This window comes from Streptomyces sp. NPDC052301 (assembly GCF_044593395.1).
In the GTDB taxonomy this organism is placed as follows: domain Bacteria; phylum Actinomycetota; class Actinomycetes; order Streptomycetales; family Streptomycetaceae; genus Streptomyces.
This window is the reverse complement of sequence record NZ_JBIUBE010000018.1, coordinates 15,641-34,701: the sequence shown is the minus strand read 5'-3', so window position 1 is coordinate 34,701 and position 19,061 is coordinate 15,641. Positions and strand designations below refer to the sequence as shown.

General features: G+C 69.4%; 19 protein-coding genes, 1 tRNA gene and 1 pseudogene. 12 read left to right on the top strand and 9 right to left on the bottom strand.

All coding sequences use genetic code 11. The annotated features are described in order from the left end of the window. Positions 1-59: 59 nt before the first annotated feature. Complete coding sequence (locus tag ACIHEJ_RS35615) at positions 60-1,091, bottom strand: MraY family glycosyltransferase (RefSeq protein ID WP_400141746.1); 1,032 nt, start codon at positions 1,089-1,091, stop codon at positions 60-62. A 222-nt stretch (positions 1,092-1,313) separates the two neighbouring features. Between ACIHEJ_RS35615 and ACIHEJ_RS35610 the strand changes: the two genes are divergently transcribed. Then, positions 1,314-3,632: a (Fe-S)-binding protein gene (locus ACIHEJ_RS35610; RefSeq protein ID WP_400141745.1), complete on the top strand. Its 2,319-nt coding sequence runs from the start codon at positions 1,314-1,316 to the stop codon at positions 3,630-3,632. Positions 3,633-3,880: 248 nt separating this feature from the next. Here ACIHEJ_RS35610 and ACIHEJ_RS35605 read toward each other — a convergent pair whose 3' ends face one another. Beyond that, positions 3,881-4,207, bottom strand: coding sequence for an antibiotic biosynthesis monooxygenase family protein (locus ACIHEJ_RS35605; protein WP_400141744.1), 327 nt, complete (start codon positions 4,205-4,207; stop codon positions 3,881-3,883). A gap of 240 nt (positions 4,208-4,447) precedes the next feature. On the opposite strand from ACIHEJ_RS35605, the gene ACIHEJ_RS35600 reads away from it, so the two are divergent. From ACIHEJ_RS35600 to ACIHEJ_RS35590, 3 genes are all read left to right on the top strand, one after another. Beyond that, entirely contained in the window at positions 4,448-5,932 is a 1,485-nt protein-coding gene (locus tag ACIHEJ_RS35600; RefSeq protein ID WP_400141743.1) for an FG-GAP and VCBS repeat-containing protein, read from the top strand. Between the two features lie 65 nt (positions 5,933-5,997). Beyond that, positions 5,998-7,035 carry a YIP1 family protein gene (locus ACIHEJ_RS35595; protein WP_400141742.1) on the top strand — a complete coding sequence of 346 codons (1,038 nt, stop codon included), beginning with the start codon at positions 5,998-6,000 and terminating at the stop codon, positions 7,033-7,035. 209 nt (positions 7,036-7,244) lie between these two features. Next, positions 7,245-8,666: a recombinase family protein gene (locus ACIHEJ_RS35590; RefSeq protein ID WP_400141741.1), complete on the top strand. Its 1,422-nt coding sequence runs from the start codon at positions 7,245-7,247 to the stop codon at positions 8,664-8,666. 3 nt (positions 8,667-8,669) lie between these two features. On the opposite strand, the gene ACIHEJ_RS35585 is transcribed toward ACIHEJ_RS35590, so the two are convergent. Together ACIHEJ_RS35585 and ACIHEJ_RS35580 are read right to left on the bottom strand one after the other, a co-directional pair. Then, positions 8,670-8,825: a hypothetical protein gene (locus tag ACIHEJ_RS35585; RefSeq protein WP_400141740.1), complete on the bottom strand. Its 156-nt coding sequence runs from the start codon at positions 8,823-8,825 to the stop codon at positions 8,670-8,672. Beyond that, a pseudogene (locus ACIHEJ_RS35580) lies at positions 8,809-9,581 on the bottom strand (replication initiator); the annotation flags it as partial. The pseudogene ACIHEJ_RS35580 and the gene ACIHEJ_RS35585, both read right to left, overlap by 17 nt. A 567-nt stretch (positions 9,582-10,148) precedes the next feature. Between ACIHEJ_RS35580 and ACIHEJ_RS35575 the strand changes: the two are divergent. Next, positions 10,149-10,421 carry a saposin domain-containing protein gene (locus tag ACIHEJ_RS35575; RefSeq protein ID WP_400141739.1) on the top strand — a complete coding sequence of 91 codons (273 nt, stop codon included), beginning with the start codon at positions 10,149-10,151 and terminating at the stop codon, positions 10,419-10,421. Positions 10,422-11,315: 894 nt separating this feature from the next. Here the strand turns inward: ACIHEJ_RS35575 and ACIHEJ_RS35570 are convergent. The 3 genes from ACIHEJ_RS35570 to ACIHEJ_RS35560 all read right to left on the bottom strand — a co-directional run bounded on the left by ACIHEJ_RS35570 (position 11,316) and on the right by ACIHEJ_RS35560 (position 12,694). Continuing rightward, a complete protein-coding gene (locus ACIHEJ_RS35570; RefSeq protein WP_400141738.1) occupies positions 11,316-11,825 on the bottom strand; it encodes a phosphoribosyltransferase in 510 nt (169 codons plus the stop codon). Between the two features lie 13 nt (positions 11,826-11,838). Further along, positions 11,839-12,414, bottom strand: a complete 576-nt coding sequence (dcd, locus tag ACIHEJ_RS35565; RefSeq protein ID WP_400141737.1) for a dCTP deaminase — start codon at positions 12,412-12,414, stop codon at positions 11,839-11,841. 118 nt (positions 12,415-12,532) lie between these two features. Beyond that, a complete protein-coding gene (locus ACIHEJ_RS35560; protein WP_366011812.1) occupies positions 12,533-12,694 on the bottom strand; it encodes a hypothetical protein in 162 nt (53 codons plus the stop codon). A 284-nt stretch (positions 12,695-12,978) separates the two neighbouring features. Between ACIHEJ_RS35560 and ACIHEJ_RS35555 the strand changes: the two genes are divergently transcribed. The 3 genes from ACIHEJ_RS35555 (at position 12,979) to ACIHEJ_RS35545 (ending at position 13,789) form a co-directional block, all read left to right on the top strand. Next, positions 12,979-13,052 (top strand) — tRNA-Gly (locus ACIHEJ_RS35555). Between the two features lie 37 nt (positions 13,053-13,089). Next, complete coding sequence (locus ACIHEJ_RS35550) at positions 13,090-13,227, top strand: hypothetical protein (protein ID WP_400141736.1); 138 nt, start codon at positions 13,090-13,092, stop codon at positions 13,225-13,227. 184 nt (positions 13,228-13,411) lie between these two features. After that, positions 13,412-13,789, top strand: a complete 378-nt coding sequence (locus ACIHEJ_RS35545) for a nuclear transport factor 2 family protein (protein WP_400141735.1) — start codon at positions 13,412-13,414, stop codon at positions 13,787-13,789. A 63-nt stretch (positions 13,790-13,852) separates the two neighbouring features. On the opposite strand, the gene ACIHEJ_RS35540 is transcribed toward ACIHEJ_RS35545, so the two are convergent. Both ACIHEJ_RS35540 and ACIHEJ_RS35535 read right to left on the bottom strand, forming a co-directional pair. After that, positions 13,853-14,263, bottom strand: a complete 411-nt coding sequence (locus ACIHEJ_RS35540; protein WP_400141734.1) for a PIN domain-containing protein — start codon at positions 14,261-14,263, stop codon at positions 13,853-13,855. Then, entirely contained in the window at positions 14,260-14,481 is a 222-nt protein-coding gene (locus tag ACIHEJ_RS35535; RefSeq protein ID WP_180989643.1) for a type II toxin-antitoxin system VapB family antitoxin, read from the bottom strand. The genes ACIHEJ_RS35540 and ACIHEJ_RS35535 overlap by 4 nt, the downstream gene beginning before the upstream one ends. A 782-nt stretch (positions 14,482-15,263) precedes the next feature. Here ACIHEJ_RS35535 and ACIHEJ_RS35530 point away from each other — a divergent pair. The 4 genes from ACIHEJ_RS35530 to ACIHEJ_RS35515 all read left to right on the top strand — a co-directional run bounded on the left by ACIHEJ_RS35530 (position 15,264) and on the right by ACIHEJ_RS35515 (position 18,999). After that, positions 15,264-15,764 (top strand): DUF5994 family protein, encoded by a 501-nt coding sequence (locus ACIHEJ_RS35530; protein ID WP_400141733.1) that lies wholly within the window; start codon positions 15,264-15,266, stop codon positions 15,762-15,764. 176 nt (positions 15,765-15,940) lie between these two features. After that, on the top strand, positions 15,941-17,695 hold the full coding sequence (locus tag ACIHEJ_RS35525; RefSeq protein ID WP_400141732.1) for a SpoIIE family protein phosphatase: 1,755 nt from the start codon (positions 15,941-15,943) through the stop codon (positions 17,693-17,695). Positions 17,696-18,064: 369 nt separating this feature from the next. Beyond that, on the top strand, positions 18,065-18,370 hold the full coding sequence (locus tag ACIHEJ_RS35520; RefSeq protein ID WP_400141731.1) for a hypothetical protein: 306 nt from the start codon (positions 18,065-18,067) through the stop codon (positions 18,368-18,370). A gap of 134 nt (positions 18,371-18,504) precedes the next feature. Then, positions 18,505-18,999 (top strand): DUF5994 family protein, encoded by a 495-nt coding sequence (locus tag ACIHEJ_RS35515; RefSeq protein ID WP_400141730.1) that lies wholly within the window; start codon positions 18,505-18,507, stop codon positions 18,997-18,999. Positions 19,000-19,061 lie beyond the last annotated feature (62 nt).

The window sequence follows — 19,061 nt, the reverse complement described above, 5'->3', positions numbered from 1 at the left end:
TCAAGTGTGCATGAGCGGGTCCCCCGGGTCAACAGACCTGAGTCAATGAGGCTCAACTCTTATCCGTTCCTTATGCGCAACTGCCCGGTTAACTGCCCGCTGACCTGCGTCGATGCTGTACGGCGCGGAGGCTGGACAGGGATGCGAAGGAGTACGAGAACGGCGCACAGCGCACCGCCCGCCACCCACAGAGCGGCCCCCTGCCCGGTCCAGCCGGTGTCCACGAGCACCCCCACGAGCACCGCGGAGAACGAGCCGGCACCCAGCAGCACCACGGACCCCTGCGGGGTCAGCCCGATCCGGCGCAACCGGTGGGCGAGGTGGTCGGGACCTCGGCGCAGCAGCGGACGGCGGAGCAGGAGCCGGGTGAGGACCACCAGGACGGCGTCCGCGACGGCGACCGCGCCGATGCAGAACGCCACGGCCGCACTCGGCCCCAGTTCGTACCCCGCGCGCGTGAGGACGACGGACGCCGACAGCAGGAAGCCCGCGAACAGCGAACCGCAGGCACCGAGCCCGATCCGCGCGGGATGCCAGTTGTGCATCAGGAAGCCGGTGAGCGCGGCGGCGAGCACACTGAGCAGGACGGCGAGCCCGTCCATCACCTCGGCGGCCGCACAGGCGCCGACCCCGAAGGCGGTGATCACCCCCACGGTCCCGGCGAGCCCGTCCGCATGGTCGAGTCCCTTGAAGGCGAGGGAGGCGAGGACGATCCAGCCGACGGCGAGGATCCCGCCCCACACACCCGTCTCGTCGTACGGCACCACGCAGGCCGCCGCCACCGTCGTACCGGCGACGAGCACGCGCGCGCGGAGCCGCCACACGTCGGCGACGAGACCGAGCACGGCCACCGCGGCGGCGGCGACGAGCAGCTCCCCGACCCCTTCGCCGAGCGGCGCGACCCGGGTCCACTCCCCCATCCAGGCGACGAGACAGGTGACGGCCACCACGGCGAGCCCGCCGAGCAGCGGCAGGGGCCGCTGCCGGCGCCGGTCCACCACTCCGGCCCGCAGGGCGGGCAGCCGGAGCAGGGCCGCCAGCAGTGCGGCCAGGAGGAGGGCGGCGGTGGCCGCGGTGATCCCGTAGAGCACGGCTCTAAGGTAGGGGCGAATGTAGCAATTCTGGATGAATAACACGATCGGATTGCCTGCGGCATGATGGCGGAGGCAACCCTCAGCGACTCAGATCACCCCGCGCTCGGCTGCATCTCGTCGGAAGATGGGGGTAGTCTCAGACGGACTGCATAAGTTACCGCTTAGTAATGTCGATCGGTTAGTCGCTCGGTTAAGTTCGAGGCCGCCTCAGGAGCCCCAATGCAACTCGCCGCGATCATCGTGTCGCTGGTCCTGATCGTGGTCGGCGTGGCACTGTTCGGCCGCGCCCTCCTCCAGATCTACAACTTCATGCGCCTCGGCCAGCCGGTACCGGCCGGGACGCGGACCAACGACCCCGCACAGCGCACCCTCACCGTGGTCAAGGAGTTCCTCGGCCACACCCGGATGAACCGCTGGGGCGTCGTCGGTGTGGCGCACTGGTTCGTGGCGGTGGGCTTCTTCACCCTGCTGCTGACGATCGTCAACGCGATCGGGCAGCTGTTCGAGGCGGACTGGATCCTGCCGATCATCGGCGAATGGGCGCCGTACAACATCTATGTCGAGTTCATCGGCACGATGACGGTCGTCGGCATCCTCGTCCTGATCGCGATCCGCCAGCTGAGCCACCCGCGCAAGCCGGGCCGCAAGTCCCGCTTCGCCGGCTCCAACTTCGGCCAGGCCTACTTCGTCGAGGCCGTCATCCTCATCGTCGGCGTCTGCATCTTCATGCTGCACGCCCTCGAGGGCGCCCAGCACCACGTGGACGGCTACGAGGCCTCCTTCTTCATCTCCTACCCGGTGGTGTCGTGGCTGAAGGGAATGGACGTCTCCACGCTCCAGAACCTCACCTACTTCTTCGCCGGCCTGAAGATCGCTACCTCGTTCATCTGGATGATCACGGTCGCCCTGAAGACCGACATGGGCGTGGCCTGGCACCGCTTCCTGGCCTTCCCGAACATCTTCTTCAAGCGCAACGCCACCGGTGAGACCTCCCTCGGCGCGCTGCTGCCGATGACGTCCGGCGGCAAGCCGATCGACTTCTCCGACCCCGGCGAGGACGACGTCTTCGGTGTCTCCCAGGTCGAGCAGTTCTCCTGGAAGGGCCTGCTGGACTTCTCCACCTGCACCGAGTGCGGCCGCTGCCAGTCGCAGTGCCCGGCCTGGAACACGGGCAAGCCGCTCTCCCCGAAGCTGCTGATCATGTCGCTGCGGGACCACGCCCACGCCAAGGCGCCGTACCTGCTGGCCGGCGGCGGCAAGACGATGGAGGGCGAGGAGAAGGCCTCCGAGGAGCAGCTGGCCGGCGTCCCCGCCGCCGCGCTCGCCGAGGCCGAGCGCCCGCTGATCGGCACCGCCGGACCTGTGTCCGACAGCGGCTTCGCCACGGGCGGCGTCATCGACCCGGACGTCCTGTGGTCCTGCACCACCTGCGGCGCCTGCGTCGAGCAGTGCCCGGTGGACATCGAGCACGTCGACCACATCGTCGACATGCGCCGCTACCAGGTCATGATCGAGTCGGCCTTCCCCTCCGAGGCGGGCACGATGCTCAAGAACCTGGAGAAGAAGGGCAACCCCTGGGGCCTGGCGAAGAAGCAGCGCCTGGAGTGGCTCAAGGAGGTCGACTTCGAGGTCCCGGTCGTCGGCAAGGACATCGAGGACCTCACCGAGGTCGAGTACCTGTACTGGGTCGGCTGCGCCGGCGCCCTCGAGGACCGCGCCAAGAAGACCACGAAGGCCTTCGCCGAGCTGCTGCACATCGCGGGCGTGAAGTTCGCGATCATGGGCGGCGACGAGAAGTGCACCGGCGACTCCGCCCGCCGCCTGGGCAACGAGCCCCTGTTCCAGGAGCTCGGCATGGAGAACGTCATGGCCCTGAACACGGCGTTCGGCGAGGAGCTGGACGACGACGGCAAGGTCGTGCCCGAGTCGGCGAAGCCCAGGTCGGCCAAGAAGATCGTCGCCACCTGCCCGCACTGCCTCAACACGATCGGCAACGAGTACCCGCAGCTCGGCGGCGACTACGAGGTCATCCACCACACCCAGCTGCTGCAGCACCTCGTCGACGAGGGCAAGCTGGTCCCGGTGACCCCGGTCGAGGGCATCATCACCTACCACGACCCGTGCTACCTGGGCCGCCACAACAAGATCTACACGCCCCCGCGCGAGATCATCGGCAAGGTCCCGGGCCTGCGCAACGAGGAGATGCACCGCCACAAGGAGCGGGGCTTCTGCTGCGGCGCCGGTGGCGCGCGGATGTGGATGGAGGAGCGGATCGGCAAGCGCATCAACAACGAGCGCGTCGACGAGGCTCTCTCGCTGAACCCCGACATCGTCTCGACGGCCTGCCCGTTCTGCCTGGTCATGCTGACGGATTCGGTGAACGGCAAGAAGAACGACGGCAAGGCGAAGGAGTCGATCCAGGTGGTCGACGTCGCCCAGCTCCTCCTGGACTCCGTCAGGACCCCGGTCCACGACGACGAGCCCCCCGCGGGCACGGCCGAGTCGGAGACCGAGCCGGAACCGGAGCCGGTGAAGTAACACCCCGGCCCCCGATACCCGACAGCGCCCCCTGACCCGCACAGGCAGGGGGCGCTGTCGTGTGCCGGGGCCGTCGGGTCACGGGACCGGTGCCGTGCCGCTCGCCGGTCGTGGGCGGGGCGGAGTGGCCTGATGGCAGATTCGTTCCAGGGAGGCCGGCCCGCGGGGGTCTTCCCTCGGACCTCCGCGCTCGGTCGACCCGCCACGGGTGGAACACATCTGCCGGCAGCCCCCTCCCCGTGACGGCGTCACGCCCCCTTCGGGCCCGCCTGCTGCACCACCTCGAAGGACCACAGCGTCGAACCGGAGGCAGCGGGGCGGGGTCGCTCGGCGCCCTCTCCGCCGCCCTGGTGCGCGGCCTTCATCGGCCCCTCCATCCACGCCTTGAACGACTCCTCGTCACGCCAGCGCGTGTACACGAGGTAGGTGTCGGTGCCCTCGACGGGGCGCAGCAGCTCGAACCACTCGAAGCCGTCGGAGTTCTCCACGGCGTGGGCCCGCGAGGCGAACCGCTTCTCCAGCTCCTCCCGCTGTTCGGCCGGCACGGTCAGCACGTTGATCTTCACTACGCTCATGACACCATCCTGGCCTACGGAGTTCGCTGACGACGGCAACGCCCGCCACGGAACCCGACCGCCGTCACACCCGTCTCACAGATTTACGGGTCTCACGTACAACCCTTGAGCACCCCCGCAGGTCTCCTGATCGCCGACCTCCCGGTGAACCGTGGGACAACTCGCGACGAACACGGGCGGTCCGCACCTCATCGATTGTGGATGCCGGCCAGGCATCCCCCGCATGCCGCAGGAGATCGCATGCACACGCACACGCGACTCGCCCTCGCGACGGCCGCCGCGGCCGCGCTGACGGGCGGTCTGCTCACGTTCGCCGCCTCACCCGCCTCGGCCGCCGACTCCTTCAAGGTCGCGAAGGCCGACTTCAACGGCGACGGCATCGGCGACGTCGCCACCTCGGCGGCCGGCGCGTACGTCAACGGCCAGAAGAACGCCGGCCAGGTCGTCGTCCTGTACGGGTCCGCCTCCGGCGTGACCTCCACCGAGCGCACCACCATCAGCCAGAACACCTCGGGCGCCCCCGGCACCGCGGAGGCCGGTGACTTCTTCGGCGCCGAGACCGCCTACGCCGACTTCAACGGCGACGGCTACGACGACCTCGCCGTCGGCGCCCCTGACGAGAAGGTCGGCACCGACACCAACGGCGGCGGCCTCGCCATCTTCTGGGGCTCCAAGAGCGGCCTCACCGGCAAGGGCATCAACGTGCCCGACCCGGCCGCCTCCTCCCACGACTTCTGGGGCAAGGACCTGGCCGCCGGCGACTTCGACGGCGACGGCAGGGCCGACCTGGTCGTCGGCAGCTCCTCCAGCACCCTCTACCTCTACAAGGGCGGCTTCACCACCACGGGCTCCTACGGCAGCCGCACCACCGTCAAGCCGCCCATCGTGTCCGGCACCAACGACGACCCCTTCGGCCCGATGAGCCTGACCGCCGGCGACGTCAACGGCGACGGCCGCACCGACCTGGTGGTCGACGGCTACGAGACCCAGACGAAGTACGGCTGGAACACCAACTACTGGCTGCCCGGCAGCTCCAGCGGCCTGAGCGGTTCGACCGCCAAGGCCCTCAAGCCCGGCATCGTGACCGCCATCGGCGACATCAACGGCGACGGCTTCGGCGACATCGTCAGCGGTGCCGGCTGGGACGCCGAGACCGCCTCCGACGGCACCCCCGTCCCGGACTCCTCCGACGGCGGCCGGGTGAACGTCACCTACGGCTCGGCGTCCGGCCCGGCCTCCACGGCCGGCATCAGCCAGAACACCGGCAGCGTGCCCGGCACCTCGGAGAAGGGCGACTCCTTCGGCTGGGACCTGGACCTCGGTGACATCAACGGCGACGGCTACCAGGACCTCGTCGTCAGCAGCCCCGACGAGGACATCGACGGTGTCACCAACACCGGCATGGTCACCGTGCTGTACGGCTCCGCGTCCGGCGTGAACACGGCCTCCGGTGCCCAGTCCTTCGAGCAGAACACCGCGGGCGTCCCGGGCAGCAGCGAGAAGAGCGACCTGTTCGGCGCCGACGTCAAGCTCGACGACGTCACCGGTGACGGCAAGGCGGACCTGGTCGTCGGCTCGTACGAGAACAGCGCCGACGGCGCGATCACCTACCTGCCGTCCAACGGCTCGGAGATCACCACGAGCGGCTCGCGTGCCTTCGGCCCGAGCACGGTGGGCGTCTCCACCACGGGCACCCCGCAGCTCGGCGCCCTCTTCGCGGACTGAGCCACCGCAAACCCGGGGGATTCCCCGAGGAACCCCCGGTCCGGCGGCTGACGGTCCCTTAGGGGATGTCACAGGTCGGCCGCAAAGCCGGGCCCGGACCGCCGGGCCCGGCACACCGCTCTCCGGGACCAGGTACGTTCGATGACGTGGCTGGATTCAGGAACGGACGCGGGGGTCGGAACGACCGTGCCCCCCAGGGACAGCAGGCGCCGCAGGGACCGTACGGCCGGCCGGCACCGTCGTACGGACAGCAGGGACCGTCGCGCGGGCAGCAGGGGCAGCGACACGGGCAGCACCCGGGGCCGTCGTACGGCAACCCGTCGGCGCCGCAGCCGCCCTACCCGCAGCAGGGGCAGCCCTACGGCTACCCGGGCCCGGCCGACGACGGACCGGAGTACTTCGGCGACGACGGCGGCTACCCGGGCGGGGGCCGGGGCCACGACCCGTACGCGGCGAACAACCCGGGCCACACCCAGGCCTTCTCGGTCGACGAGGCCGCCGGTTACACCCAGGGCTCGACCTACCAGGCCGGCTCCGCCGCCGCGCCCGCGGCCCCGCTGGGCCCGCCCCTGCACTGGAAGGAACTGCTGAAGGGGATCATCTTCTCCCCCGACCGGACCTTCCTGCGCATGCGGGACTACACCATGTGGGTCCCCGCGGTGATCGTCACCTTCCTCTACGGCCTGCTCGCCGTCTTCGGCTTCGACGGCGCCCGCGCGGACGCGATCAACGCCACGCTCTCCAACGCGGTCCCGATCGTGCTGATCACCGCGATCGTGATGGTGCTGGGCCTGTTCATCCTGGGCGTGGTCACCCACACCCTGGCCCGCCAGCTCGGCGGTGACGGCGCCTGGCAGCCCACGGTGGGCCTGTCCATGCTGATCACGGCGCTGACGGACACGCCCCGGCTGGTCTTCGCCATGTTCTTCGGCGGCGACGCCGGTTTCGTCCAGCTGCTGGGCTGGGCCACCTGGATCGGCGCGGGCGCGCTGCTGACCCTGATGGTCTCCCGCTCGCACGACCTGCCCTGGCCGAAGGCGCTGGGCGCGTCGGCGATCCAGCTCGTCGCGCTGCTGTCGATCGTGAAGCTGGGTACGTTCTGACGGTTCGCTCGCAGGAAAGGGCCCCCGGCGGTACAGCCGGGGGCCCTTTCACGTGTCCGGAGTTCTCCGGCGTCGGTTCTCAGGCGTCGAGGACCTGCCCGGCGCGTCGCACCACCGGCGGCTCGACGCTCGAGGCTGACTTGACTCAATGATGGTAGTAGCCTGAGCCCTGCTTCGGAGGCAGGGGAGGCCCGATCTTGGCACGCAGGGTGGGGATCTACACCCGCATCTCGCGGGACGACGAAGGCGATACCCTCGGTGTCGCCCGGCAGCAGCAAGACTGCGAGCGCCTGGCGGACCTACGGTCGTGGCAGGCCGTGAAGGTCTACGAGGACAACGACGTGTCCGCGTTCAAGCGCAATGTCGTCCGCGACGAGTTCGAGCTGATGTTGAAGGATCTCCGCGCCGGCCTGATCGACGGCATCGTGGCCTACGACCTGGACCGGCTCGCCCGGCAGCCGAGGGACCTTGAGCGCCTCATCGAGATCTTCGACGAGCGCCCGCGGCTGGAGTTCGCCACCGTCACGAACGACATCAACGTGGGGACGCCGGACGGCCGCACCATGGCGCGCATCATGGTCGCGTTCGCCAACAAGTCGTCGCACGATGCCTCGCGCCGCATCACGCGCAAGCACCTGGAGTTGGCCCAGCAGGGGAAGGACAGCGGTGGGCCGGCACCGTACGGATGGCGAAAGGCCGACCGGACCAAGGTCGACCCGGAGGCGGCCAAGGCGATCCGTGAGGCACAACGCGAGATCCTCGCCGGTGTCCGTATCGGCACCATCCGTACAAGGTGGCAGGAGCAGGGCCTGGGCAATCCCCGAGCGGGCACCAAGCGCATGGCCCACCACCACGTCGAGCACATCCTGACAAGCCCCAGGCTGGTCGGCTACCGGACCTACCACGGCGAGATCCTCTACGGCATTGACGGCCAGCCCGTCATGGGCGAGTGGGAGCCGATCAACACGCTCGAAGAGTGGGAGGCAGTGTGCGCAGCGGTCGCCGAGCGGAAGCAGAAGCATCCCGGCAAGTCGCTCGCCCGTAAGTACCTGCTGTCAGGGATCGCACGCTGTGGTCTGTGCAAGACCAAGATCCGAGGTCAGGTCAATCCCCGCTGGAAGCCGGAGTCGAAGGCCGCGCGATTCACCTATCAGTGCTCTGTAGTGAACGGTGGCTGCGGCAAGGTCGGCCGTACCGGCGAGCCCGTCGACCGGCTGATAGCCCAACTCGTGTTGGAGGAGCAGAGGGCGCGCGCCTCGGTAACAGGTGTCCCTGTTGACCAGCGATGGCCCAAGGAGACCGAGTTGGAGCAGGTGAACGACGACATCGCCCAGCTGGTCGAGGCCGAGCGGACGAAGCAGATCACCGTGGCCACCCTCTTGCAGCTCTTGCCGGCCAAGGAACGGGCGCGCGACGAACTGAAGTTGGAGCGAGCCCGGTTCTACAAGGAACAGAAGCAGGCGGAGGCCAAGGGCGAGACGGCAAACCTAACGGCTGAGGAGTTCTTCGGGCTACCGATCGAGCGGCAGCAGGAGATCGTGCTGCACAGCCTGTCGGCCGTGATCATTCATCCGGCAGGCCGGGGAAGCCGCAAGTTCGACCCGAGCTTGATCGAGCCCGTTTGGCACTGACGATCAGGCCCGCCCCTGCAGGACGAGCGCCCGGCGTACCCACTCCTCGTCCCGCTCGGGAGCCCGGCGGAGGTGCATCTGCAGCCACTCCTCAGTCGTCATGACCTTCTGCTCCGCCGCGTCCTTACGGGACTGCCGCTGCTTAACGTTCGTGCTCATCGAGCGCACCTCCTGCCAGCTCCTCACGGGCGATCTCGCGGTTGTGCTGGATGTCGCGGCGGATGTTGGCGGCGAGCCAGGACTCACCGGGGGTGTGGCCGTGGCCGGCGTAGGCCCAGTGGGCGAGGGTGAGCGTGGTCGCCTCCGTCTCGTCGTCGGGGTCGGGAAGGCCGAGGGCGGCGCGTTGCTGGGCGGCGCGGTAGTCGGCGCGGACCTGGCGGAGGGCGCCGAGGGTGGTGGAGTAGCGGCGGGTTTTGGTGGAGAAGTGGCCGCGGAAGCCGAGCATGTGGGCCCAGCGGGCCAGGTGGCGTTCGGGGTAGAGGGCCTGGAGGTCGATGCACGCGGCCATCAGGCGCCGGGCGTGTTCGGAGATCTCCAGGCGGGTGAGGTCTTCGCCCAGGCCGGTGCCGTGGCAGCCGGTGCAGCGGCTGAGAGCCGAGCCAGCGCGGTCGTACACGGCTGAGCGGCCGGAGCCCCGGCAGGTGCGGCAGTGGACCGGGGCGTCGGCGGCACCGGAGATCTCGGCGGCTTTGGTGGCGTACTTGGCGACGTAGGAGGCGACCGCCTGTTCGGTGATGTCGGAGCCGTCGCCGAAGGCGCGGATCGGGCGTACATGCCCCAGGCAAGGGTGCGGGCGGGTTGGTCTCCGGCCGGGGCGATGTCGACGGCGACGCGGGCGGCTGCGGCGTGGATGGCGTCGGTGAGCAGGTCAAGTGCCCGCGCGAGGCGCGGGCTGGCCCCTGGGCCCGGCCCCCCACACGCCTACGGCGCAGGGGGCCGGCCCCTGGGGCCGCAGCGAGCTACGGCCCCGAGTCGAGACCTGGACGGCAAGCCACGGTCAGGACAAGGCCTCCGGCGGGGGATCGGCCGGCACCGGGATGGAGGGGGCGCCGTTCCCGGCTGCGGGTCCGTAGGGGCGTGCGCGGGGCACTCCCATCCCGTACACCATCGACCCAGGCAGAGCCGAGCAGACGCGGCCCCTGGCGTCCAGGTCGTTCGTACAGTGGCGCGCTCCACCTGGACGCCAGGAACCACGCCCGCTCCACGGTGTGTGGGTCGACGGCGTACGGGATGGGAGCTGAGGCGTGGGCGCGGGATCGGGGACCGCCGTCAGGTCGAGGTAGCGCTCGACAAGGGGCGGCGCCTGCTCGAAGGGATGCCGCACCCCGAGAACTGGGAGGGTCAACCTGATGCGAAATATGGGTGATCCTTCATATCTTCGCAGGCAGGGACCTAGTCAGTCAGGGAACAGTGGTGTTCCGGGCAGCGAGCGCTCGGGCGGCATGACCCGTGACGAGCACTGCTTTAGAGAGGGTCCCTGACATGAAGTACACGATGATCGCTGCAGCATTTGCCGGGGCCGTGATGGCCGGCGGTTTGGCCGCCCCGGCAATGGCCGACGAAGGGCCAGAGGCGGCTCCGGCACTGTCCGCCCAAGAAATCACCGAGGCCATGCAGCAGGTGTGCGAGGTCGTTCCCATGGGTCACGACCAGTGCCTCAACTACGTCGACGTCTACGGAAGCCTCGTGATCACCTTGATCGAGCAGAATTTGTCTCCGGAGGCGATCGCGGCCGTGCTGGGTCTGGAGTCATGAGCCCTACACCGGTGGGGCGGTCGGTCTACTGGTCCCACCGGGCGGGTGGTACTCAGCACGCCCCGAGGTAGCTCACCCTGGCAATCCAGATCCCCAACCGCGCTCCCGAGGCGGTGTTGGCGTCGAGGAGCCGTCGCCTTCGTCTCAGTTTCCGTCTCATTCACCGACGGCCACCGCCGTTCAGAGGGGTCCGTCAGTAGAGACCACACGGGGTCCCAGCCGTCCATGAACGCAGGTGAACGACCCTGTACCAGGCATCGAGGCCCACCAACAGACTTGGAAAGCGTGTTGGCCTTGCAGAGTTTCATCGGGCGCCTGGTCGCGCCGGCCCCGGTTGGGTCTGCCGGACGCCGGTGCACGCCACCAGCGTGTTGGCGGCACGGCTCGCGCCAAGCCGGAGGTCTCGATGCCTCTCCGGCGGGTGTGACGGAGTCGGCGTCCGTAGATCGTCCAGAACCAGGTGTGGAAACTGGAGCCGAGCGACCACGCACTCGCCCTTGAAACCGAGGCCGGCCTGCGCGACGTTGTCGGCCCGTCGGACGTCCAAGAGGCCTTGCCGCAGATCAAGCGGCTCGAACACCTGCGGGAAACTCTCGCCGTCCTGGCCATCTCCCTGGCGCGTACTCACGGCCGTCTGGCCTGGTTTTTCTCCGGCGCTCTCAACGCGCTCGAACCGGTCCTGCGCTGGCGTGCCCTGCCAGCCGACCGTGGCGGCACCTTCGGCACCGTCCTCCCCAGTCCTGAGGATTACACGGAGGCGGAGGATGCCGTCCGCCGACTCCAAGACGCCCTTGCCGTGATCACCGCCAAGACAGATGTCCTCAGACCTCGTTCGCTCAAATCAGCAAGCAAACGAGGTCTGAGGACTCTCGGCCGAGGCAAGAGAACAGCAGGTCAGAGCGCTTCCTTGTTCTCCTTCGGCGCCTCGCCAGACTTATGTACTGGAGGCAAGACACTCCACGGGAAGTTGATCCAGTCGTCCGTCCGCTTCCAGACATACTCGCACTTCACGAGGGAGTGGGACTTCTCATAGATCACCGCGGAGCGCACCTCGGCGACCGTGTCGAGGCAGAAGTCGCGCACCAGCTTGAGCGTCTTGCCGGTGTCGGCGACGTCGTCGGTGATGAGGACCTTCTTGTCGGAGAAGTCGATCACGTTGGGGACCGGCGCCAGCATGACCGGCATCTCCAGGGTCGTCCCCACCCCGGTGTAGAACTCCACGTTCACGAGGTGGATGTTCTTGCAGTCGAGGGCGTAGGCGAGCCCTCCCGCGACGAACACCCCGCCCCGGGCGATGCTGAGCACGATGTCCGGCTCGTAGCCGTCGTCGGCGATGGTCTGGGCCAGCTCGCGGACGGCGCCGCCGAACCGCTCGTAGGTCAGGTTCTCCCGCACGTCACTCATGCTGCTTCAGCCCTCACACCTGGGTCCGGTGGAAATTGACGTAGGACCGCGAGGCGGTCGGTCCGCGCTGCCCCTGGTACCGGGAGCCGTAGCGCTCGCTGCCGTACGGGAATTCGGCGGGCGACGACAGCCGGAACATGCACAGCTGGCCGATCTTCATTCCCGGCCACAGCTTGATCGGCAGCGTGGCGAGGTTGGACAGTTCGAGGGTGACGTGCCCGCTGAAGCCGGGGTCGATGAAGCCGGCGGTGGAGTGCGTGACGAGGCCCAGTCGGCCCAGCGAGGACTTGCCCTCGAGGCGCGAGGCGAGGTCGTCGGGCAGCGTGATGACCTCGTACGTCGAGGCGAGCACGAACTCCCCGGGGTGGAGGATGAACGGCTCGTCCCCCTCCGGCTCGACCAGCCGGGTCAGGTCGGTCTGCTCGACCGAGGGGTCGATGTGCGGGTACCGGTGGTTCTCGAACACCCGGAAGTACCGGTCCAGCCGCACGTCGATGCTCGACGGCTGCACCATGGTTTCGTCATAGGGATCGATCCGTACCCGCCCGGCGTCGATCTCGGCCCGGATGTCCTTGTCTGAGAGAAGCACGTAGCGAGGATACGCAAGGCGCGCGGAGCCGTGACAATCGTGACGACTCCGCGCGCCCGGTGTTACCGCGCGACTACAGGCGGTCCGCTGCTGCCGCTCTCCTCGTGCCTCTCGCTTCTCATCCCTGCTTCTCCAGGGCGACCGGCACCACGCTGCGGAGCCGGGCGCACCGGGGACACCTCATGAGCCGGCCGGGGCCGAGCCGCTCGGCCTTCTGCATCGGGAACGAAGCGGTGCTGAAGACGTGCCCGTCCGCACAACGGACGACGGTGCGTTCCATCAAGTCCCTTAAGTCCCTTCCCCAAGAGGCTCGTCGGGCTGACCTCCCCGACGACAAAAGCCACATTACGGGATCAAAGAGACGACTCTCCAGGCGGCACTCCGACCCTGCCCGGACCCTCTCCCAGGCCTCCACGGTACGCCCCAACTCACCGCGTCCGCAGTCGGATGCCACCCTGAGACAGACTCAAACCTCTGCGGTCCGAGCGCCTCGGCTCCGCGATGATGTAAAGTGAGCGAGCGTCCGGACATCGACTCCGAAAAGAGTCCTTTGTCCGTACTTACGCGGGTGTAGTTTAATGGTAGAACATCAGCTTCCCAAGCTGAGAGCGCGAGTTCGATTCTCGTCACCCGCTCCAGAGAGAAACCCCAGGTCAGCGACCTGGGGTTTGTTTGTTGTCAAGAGACGCCTTCAGTGACAGCCTGCGCGTGCAGCTCGCCGGCTCGGGCGTGCAGGTGATCGAAGTGGCCCCGCCGGGCGTGCGCACGGCTCTGTTCGGCCAGCAGGACAGCGAGCAGGCCATGCCGCTGTAGTAGTTCCTCGACGAAAGCCTGGCTCTCCTGTCCGCGGACCCCGATGGCAAGGAACTCGTCGTGGAGCGAGCGAAGTTCGTCCGCGACGCGGCGGCAAGCGGCACCTACGACGAGGTTCTGGCCCTGCTCAGCGGCGTCTGAGCGACACCGCCCCCAGCCGCTCCTGACCATGTGAGGACCGACGGTGAAACCCACGTTCGAAGACACAGTCAAGAGAGCGAGAGCCCTGGCTCTGTGGGGCCACCTCATGGACGACCACGAGCTGAGCCGCCTCGGCGAGGTTCTCACCGAAGACGCCGTACGGGACGCAGGCGCCTTCGGCTTCCACCCGGTCGTCGGGCTGGACGCGATCGCCTCCGTCCTGAGCGCCGACGGGCACGCGCGAGCTCACCACACGACGAACGTCGTCGTGTCGGAGGGTTCGGGCGACAAGGTCCGTGTCCGGTCCAAGGGCTTGGGCGTCGTGGACGGCGGCGCCGTCATCAGCGCCGTCTACGAGGACGAACTGCGGCGCACCGATGACGGCTGGCGTATTGCCAGGCACGTCATACACGTCAAGTGACGCTTCAGGCCCCGATGGCCGACCTTCGCAAGTTCCCGTCCACAACCTGTGGGGGAAAGCACCTCAGGTGATGTCGTGGACATTGTGCTCGAGCAGATCGGTTGCGTGCCGGGCGATGGCCCGGTAGTCGGCATCGTCGTGGAGGACAGCCAGGCCGTGGTGGGCGGCGGTGGCGGCGATGACGAGGTCCACCGCCGAGGCGCTGCGATGCTCCCCGGCCTGGGCCATACGGCGTTGCACCGCGCTGATCCAACGCCCCGCGTTCTTCGGCACCGACACGTCGGGATAGAGGTCGGTGAACATCTCCGCGATCTCGTCGTACTCACGGCCGTTCCGGGCGCTGTACAGGAACTCGGTTCGCTGCACGTAGCAGGATGCGATGACACCGGCGTCGATCGCGTCGTACCAGGCCGACTGCAGTTTTGGTTCGCGCAGCAGCCGGACCAGGCCGGAGGTGTCGAGCAAGTAGATCACCGGCTGTGCTTCTCCGCCCGGTGCAGGCGCTCGGCGTCCTCGACGGCACCCCACTCACGCGCACGCTCGAAGTGACGGCTGATGCGCGCCGCACGCTCCTGCTGTTCGGCGTAGAAGTGCAGAGCCAGGTTGACCGCCTCCTTCTTGGTCCTGACCTTGGCCAGAGCCATGGCACGCTCCAGGGCGTCATCATCGATGTCGATCTGGGTCACAGACATACGAGCATCTCCTACGCAATGTTGGTGATGTACATGGAAGAGTATGTCGCCAACATTGACGGCGCCACATCCGAACGTCAGATGTGCCATCACAACGGAAACTCCAGATCAGTCCGGCAAGCCATGCCCGCCGGTCGGCGTGAAGCGCCGCGCGCCGTACAGCTCGACAGATGGTGGCCCTCGTGCCCAGAGCGTGCCCGTAGGAACGGACAACCACGGTCAACAGCGGTGCGAGCAAGCGCGCAGCGGTGCCGACACGACGAATCCGCGCAGGTCAGCGGCCATTCGCCCACCCAAGCGCCGTCGCTTCCCAAGCTGGGAGCGCGAGTTCGATTCTCGTCACCCGCTCCAGAGAGAAACCCCAGGTCAGCGACCTGGGGTTGTTTGTTGTCTCATCGTAAGGGGCCACCGCGACGGACTTGGCGGGGGATCAGCCCTGCCGCGTGAAGTCACGTACGCAGAGCCGCAGTTCGTGTCAGATGCCTCGGCCTGCCGTCGCCCCCGGATCGTTCGGGCGAGCTCGGACCGGATGGACCCTCGCGGATCCGGTCCGGCAGGAGACGCGGTCGTCGGCCTCCCGAGTCCGTCCCGCCGGCCGGGGCGGTGGGGGCACTGTGGACGCTGCTCAGGCAACCGAGCCCCTGCCGTCGACTGTGACGCGGCAGTGCGGGAGTAGCGTGGGAGCGAGAGCCACGAGGAGGCCGTGATCCCTCTACGGCAGCTGCTCCGTCACCGCCATCCGCGGTCGGCCGCCTGCCGGAACCGACAGGCAGGTGATGTCCATGGCCGTCTCCGACCCCCCTCCCCCGGCAGGACTCCTGGCGGACGGCGTGGACGAGTCCCTGCGCCCCGGAACGGCGTTCCTGCGGCTTGCGACCACCCATGACCGCGAGGGCGTCCTCGACGGCGCGTGGTGGCCCCGCTCCAGGGATCCCGCCACCGAGCTGCCCGGCCTGATCGCCGCGCGGTCCGCTCGGCTCGGGCCCGTCACCCGCGTCGGCCTGGAAGGCGACGCATGGGACGAACTGCCGACCCGGATCACCGTCGACGGTCGCGTCGTGCACGTCGACTCCTCCGTCGTGGGGGACGACACCCCCCTCGTGACCCGTGGCGACCGCGACCACTTCTCGCTGCTCGTGATCCCACCGGACGCATCCCCGCCCGCGGCGAGGGCCGCGATGGCCGATGCGGTCCGGGCCGGCAGCCTTCGGCAGGCCGGCCAGATCCTGGTCGACACCGCCCGTGCTCGGACTCGTCCCACCGGCCCCGGCGGGCAGCAGTAGACGCCGCTCCTCCGGGGCGGTCGTGGCAACCGGGCAGCGGGGCTCTCGCGCGGGATCATCGGGGCGCCGGAGTTCCTGTGACCCCGGGAGGGACCAGGTCCCGGCGGCGGAGTGTCCGTAAGGCGGTGGGCGGTGTGGTGGAAGGTGTGGGGCGTGTCGGTGAGGAGGAGAGTCGGGTGTCGGCGGCGGACCCGGGCCTGTGGCAGCGGGTGGTGGAGCAGCTGGGCACGGCCGTGACCGTGGTGGACCTGGCAGGGCGGATCGTCGTCGTCAACCCCGCCGCCGAGCGGCTGCTGGGACGCCCGGCAGCGGCGATGTACGGCCAGGACCTGCATGACCTGTGCCACCGGGACCCGGGAGGCGCCCTGATCCCGCGCGAGCGCTGCCCGCTGCTGCGGGCACTGGCCGAAGGGCGTGCGGCGTACGGGGACGACGACAGGTACCTGCTAGGTGATGGACGGCTGATCCCGATCTCCTGGTCGGCCACGCCTCTGACGGACGGTGGCCTCCCCTCGGGCATGGTCGTACTGGTCGTCGAAGCCGGGAAGGAGCGGCGAGGCGGTCGGGAACGCGCGGAACGTGCAGAGCGGGCGGAACGGCGCGAACGAGCGGAGCGAGCCGACCGTACGAGTGCTCTGGAGGACCTCACCGAGCGGCTGACGCTCGTTGCGGAGATCACCGACGTGCTCGGGCAGACCCTGGAGGTGGACGAGGCCCTCGCCCGGTTGAGCCGGCTCCTGGTTCCCCGTCTCGCCGACTGGGCGGCGGTGGACCTGCGGGTCGGCTCCCGCCAGGTGTACCGGGTGGCGGTGACCGGCCCCGAGGGCCGTGACGCCGGTCAGGAGGACTGGCGCGGTCACCTTCCGCCGGCCGGGGAAGGGGCCCGCTCGCCCCTGGTGCAGGTGCTGAGCGGGGGCGACCCCGTCCTGCAGGACCGGACGTGCGTGGACGTACCGCCGGACTCCCCCCTGGCCGCCGTCCACACCGCCTTTCTCCGGGCGACCGGCGCGGCATCCGTCATCACCGTGCCCCTGGGCACCCGAGGGCATGTCACCGGCGCCCTCACCCTGGTGCGCACCGACCCGGCGCGCCCCTTCGACGGCGGCGACCTGGACGTGGTGGGCGACATCGGCCGCCGGGTCGGCCCGGTCATCGACAACGCCCGCCGGTTCGGCCGCCAGCGCGCTGTCGCCGAGGCCATGCAACGCAACCTCCTTCCCCCGCTGCCCCGGCACGGGCGGGTGCAGCTGGCCGCCAGGTACCAGCCCGCTCCGGCCGGCTCGCAGGTCGGTGGTGACTGGTACGACGCGTTCACCTTGAGGGACGGCACGCTCGCACTGGTCATCGGCGACGTCCTCGGTCACGATCTGACCGCGGCGGCCGGCATGGCACAGTTGCAGGGGATCCTTCGTGCCCTCGCCTGGGACCGCGCCGGGCCGACGGGTGCCGTCGTGGACCGGCTCGACGACGCCATGCAGGCCATCACCGGCGTGCCGATGGCCACCCTCGTCCTCGCCCGGCTGGAGGGCCCCGAGGCCCCCGGCACCGGCCCGTGGACGCTTCACTGGACCAGTGCCGGGCACCCGCCGCCCCTGCTGCTGACCCCCGACGGGAACGCGCAGTACCTCGAAGCCGGGCAGGGACTGCTCCTCGGGACGCACCTGGGTGTCGCCGGTCGTCGGCCGAGCGCCGTCCGCGCCCTGCCGCCGGGATCCACGCTCCTCCTCTACACCGACGGGTTGGTCGAGGTACCCGGGAGCGACCTCGGCTCCGAGCTCGCCCGACTGCGGAGCCATGCCCTCGCCCTCGCCCACGAGCCGCTGGACACCCTGTGCGACCGGCTGTCCGCCCGGATGCCCCCGGGCAGCACCGACGACATCGCCCTCCTCGCCCTGCGCCTTCCCGTCCCCCGGACGGGAGACGAGCCGTGATCGACGACGCGGCGATCGCCCGCGATGTCGCCCGGTGCGCTCCGCGGCCGGACCACCGGCCGCGGAGCGCACGGGCGTGCCTGCCCGGCATACCCTTCAGAAGAGGGGCGCCCGTGGAAACGCGCCACGCCCGGTACCGCCGTCCGGCATCTCGGGCAAGGACCGCATGCGTGGTGTTTCTCGCCCGGCGCCGGCCAGGAGGTCCGAGATTCCGGCTCCATCTCACCCTCGACCCCCGCGCAGGCACAGGCCGGCGAGGTGAGACCGGGGTCCCTGATGCCACGGGATCGCGGACCCGGGCCCGTGGTGCCGCGGGATCGCACCGTGTCCGTCCCCGCGCAGCCGTCGACACCTCGGAGAGCGAAAGCCATGACCAAACTCAGCGAACGCAAGAACAACCGGAAGGCGGTCCTGCGGTCCCTGTACGAGGCCGTCGAGGCCAATAGCCCCGCGGTCAGCGGATCGGCGCTCCGCACCGAGCTGGGCCTGCCCGACGAGGACCTCTCCGCCGCTTGCTCCTATCTGGCTGACGACGGCCTGATCAGCGTGGAGTGGACCTCGCACCGAACCCCCGCCACCGTCTCGCTGACCCACGAAGGCATCCGCCTGATGGAGGGGCAGGAGGAGGAACACGAGGTGGAGCAGACGGCGCGGCGGGCACAGCCGGACGACTGACCCGTCCGCTTCTCCCCGGGCCAGGAGTAGCCTGATCACACCGAGAGCTTTTCGCGCAGCGCGGTCGGCGGTGCCGTTCCCGGCGAGTGACGAAACGGGCGGTCGTCCGACGACTCCCGGAACGGGACCGCACGATGGAACCCAGCAATACGCCCATCGAAGACCCGACCTCGGCCTCCGCGCACTCGTACCGCATGCCCCTGCCTCGGCTGACCCTCACCACGGACGTCAGCCATGGCCCCCTGGACGGGGCCTGGTGGCCGCGCTGCGACGCGCTGGAACTCGAACTTCCCTCTCTCGTGAGCTCGTTGGAGCCGGACCCGGACACCACGGTACGGGTCACCGTGGACCCCTCCGAATGGCCCGGCGCCCCGCGCACGATCATGGCGCCCGGCAGGGTGATCGCCGTGGAGCCGGCCGGACCCGGAAGCGAGGCGCACGTCATCACCCTGGACTGCGGGACCGTGGGACGCTGGGTGCTCCTGATCGTCCCGCCCGAGGAGCCTTCCGGAACGGCCGCCCGGCTGCTCGCCGCCGCGGCCGACCCCGAGAACCCGCTGACCGCCACCCGGATGCTGGCGCTGGCCGAGACCGGACGGCTCGGGAGCACGGCGGGGCAGGCGGACTGAGAACGCGCCCGGCCGCCACCTGGGGCGGACACCAACACCCGTTGTCCACAGCCCGGCTGCTC